At 57.6% G+C, this 2,659-nt stretch carries 3 protein-coding genes; 2 read left to right on the top strand and 1 reads right to left on the bottom strand.

What is annotated here, in order from left to right:
* On the top strand, nucleotides 1-384 hold a 384-nt coding region (locus tag NW807_RS09495), incomplete at its 5' end, for a hypothetical protein (protein ID WP_414425947.1).
* A gap of 181 nt (nucleotides 385-565) precedes the next feature.
* A complete protein-coding gene (locus NW807_RS09500) occupies nucleotides 566-2,326 on the top strand; it encodes a UvrD-helicase domain-containing protein (RefSeq protein ID WP_414425948.1) in 1,761 nt (586 codons plus the stop codon).
* A gap of 139 nt (nucleotides 2,327-2,465) precedes the next feature.
* Here NW807_RS09500 and NW807_RS09505 read toward each other — a convergent pair.
* The coding region (locus NW807_RS09505; protein WP_414425949.1) for a hypothetical protein at nucleotides 2,466-2,659 on the bottom strand (194 nt) is incomplete at its 5' end.

Here is a 2,659-nt window from a genome sequence, read left to right on the forward strand (position 1 = left end):
CCTTCCCGGATGCGCCGGCTGATCTCCTCCTTGGTCAACCTCTTGAGCTCCTCTCCGTCCATTCCGCCCTCCATGCTTAACCCACAAAATACGCGACACTACCTTTACACAAGTAAGAAATCCATCCGGGAGAGCGCATTGAAAAAGCTCAAGGAAGAAAGTGGGGCCGATATATACATCGCCTATGTTGGTAAGGAGGTACATGACCGGGTCTGGTTTTGGTTTGAAGAGGAAAACAGCGAACCGCAAGGGGTTGTCGTGGGAACATCATTCAATGGGTTAGGCAAGCATTTTACGTTTGTACTAGATTTGCCCAAAGAGGATGCAAGAGAATTCTGGAAGCACCTAAGTGAAGCCTACCAGCAACGTCTGACGCGAATCTGAAGGTAGAGGCTGTCGTAAAAGGGTGGTATCCTTGAAGGGTGACCCTTAGACGATGTTACCCCAGCGACCTAACCGACGAGGAGTGGGCCCTCCTGGAGCCCCTCATCTGTTGGTGAAGCGGCTAGCCAAGGCCGCGTAACTGCCCGTGGAGGACTTTTACGACAGCCTATAATCCAAATCAATGGCAACGCTAACGGATGAACAAAAAGCGGTCGTAGAAGCCGCAAAGACTGGTAGTCACCTCAAGGTGGTGGCCTTCGCCGGAGCGGGCAAGACTTTCACCCTCGTAGAGGTCGCCAAGGCGCTGGCAGGCAAGCGCATCCTCTACCTGACCTTTAGCAAGGCCTTGGCAAAAGAGGCCGAGCAGAAGTTCGGCAGCCTGGCCGACGTGATGACCAACCACGCCCTGGCCTACAAGGAGACGGGCAAACCCTTTGCAGAGAAAGAACGCTTGCGGCGCAGCCTCTTCCAGGCCCGCTACCTGCTGGCTAAGGACATGCCCGGCCTCGATGACCTTCGGGAGTGGAGCTTCTGCGACCGGGAAGAAGCCCTGTTCCCGGTGCTTGAGACCGTAAATCGCTTCACCCAGTCGGAGGCTGAGACTGTCACAGCTGAACACATCCCTGAAATCCTGCGCCTGAAGATCGAGGCGGAAGATGAGAGATTTGATGACTTTGCGGCCTGCCTGGTGCCCCTGGCCCAGCGGGCCTGGGAGCTTTTAGTAGATCCAGAGGCCAGCTATCCGGTCAGCCACGATGTCTACCTCAAGCTCTACCAGCTCTCCCGCCCCCGGCTCCCCTACGACGTGATCCTCTTTGACGAGGCCCAGGATGCCAACCCTGCCATGATGGGTATCCTGCTGCCCCAGGCTGCACAGCGCATCTTCGTGGGTGACCCCCACCAGCAGATTTACGCCTGGCGGGGCGCGGTGAACGCTATGGATCGTCTTCAGGGGCAAGAACTCCCCCTCTCTCAGTCTTTTCGCTTCAAGGAACACATCGCTGATGAGGCCAGCGAGCTGCTCCGCCTCTTCAAAGGGGAGGAGCGCCAGGTGCGGGGCAACCCCAAGCCAAAACAGGACGGATCTACTGCCATCCTCAGCCGCACCAACGCCGGGGCGCTCCGGGAGGTGCTGGCGCTGCTGGAGCAGGGCAAAAAAGTAGCTCTGGTGAACAAGATTGAGGAGCTCACCGGTGCCCTGGAAGCTGCCTACCGCCTTTACCTAGGGCAAAACCCCTGCCACCCTGAGTTCTCGCTCTTCAGGAGTTGGCAGCAGCTCAAGCTTTTGATAGAGCGTTTTCCCTCCATCGCCGCGCAGTACCGTCCCTACGAGCGCCTTGTTGAGGAGTACAAGGACAGCATTCCCAAGGTGTGCCGTACCTTGCGCAACAGTTTGGTGGACGAAGAACATGCTGAGGTGGTAGTCTCCACCGCTCACCGCTCCAAGGGCCGCGAGTGGGATCGGGTGACTCTGGCAGAAGACTTCACAGGGGTGCCCTTAGCCCAGGAGAACCCTACACATCGGTGTGTGAAGCTGTACCCAGAGGAGGCCAACCTGACCTATGTGGCCTTCACGCGCGCCCGCAATACCCTGGTTAAGGGAGCTTTCACAGAGGCCCTTGAACGACAAAAAGATCTCGCTAGGGCGCTCAAAGCTGGTAAGCTTCAGCTCTGTACACCAGAGATTGAGGCGCAAGCACGCAAGGCCGAGCCACGTGTCCCAGAGGTGGTGGTGGAGCTGCCGCTGGGAATGTACGTGAACTCTCTGAAAGATATCGAAGTGCTCATCGGTCGGCGGGCTGAACAAGACCTGCTGCACCCACGGACGGGGAAGGTTTTGGTGGAGCAGGGCAAGATCATCACTCGCTCTACTGTTAAGCAGCTAGAAAATGAGGACTTCCGCATCATCGGCAGTACACTTGCCCAAACTCGGGAAGTTTGATGGATTGTCGATGTTCAGGGATCCCTTGGGCTCGGCGGGCATTGTCTTATAGACAATCAACCAAGGATTGAACATTGAGGCGCAAGCACGCAAGGCCGAGCCACGTGTCCCAGGTCTTTTAGGCCAGCTCTGGAAGAGGCTATTTGGTGGCTAGATAGCTCGAGCCCTGCTTCACCAGCAACTCCATCCGCTCCGACCGCCAAAGCCTGTCGCTGGCCAAACTCTCGGCGACTTCAGGCGCCCGGCTAACGCTCGAGGGGCCCACCGGTCCTGCCGTAGCTAGGTGCAGCACCTCTCTTGTGGGAGCCTCGTGCCCTTCCTGGGTAGGTAAGG

It is taken from the genome of Synechococcus sp. R70.1 (genome assembly GCF_047461675.1).
In the GTDB taxonomy this organism is placed as follows: Bacteria; Cyanobacteriota; Cyanobacteriia; order Thermostichales; family Thermostichaceae; genus Thermostichus.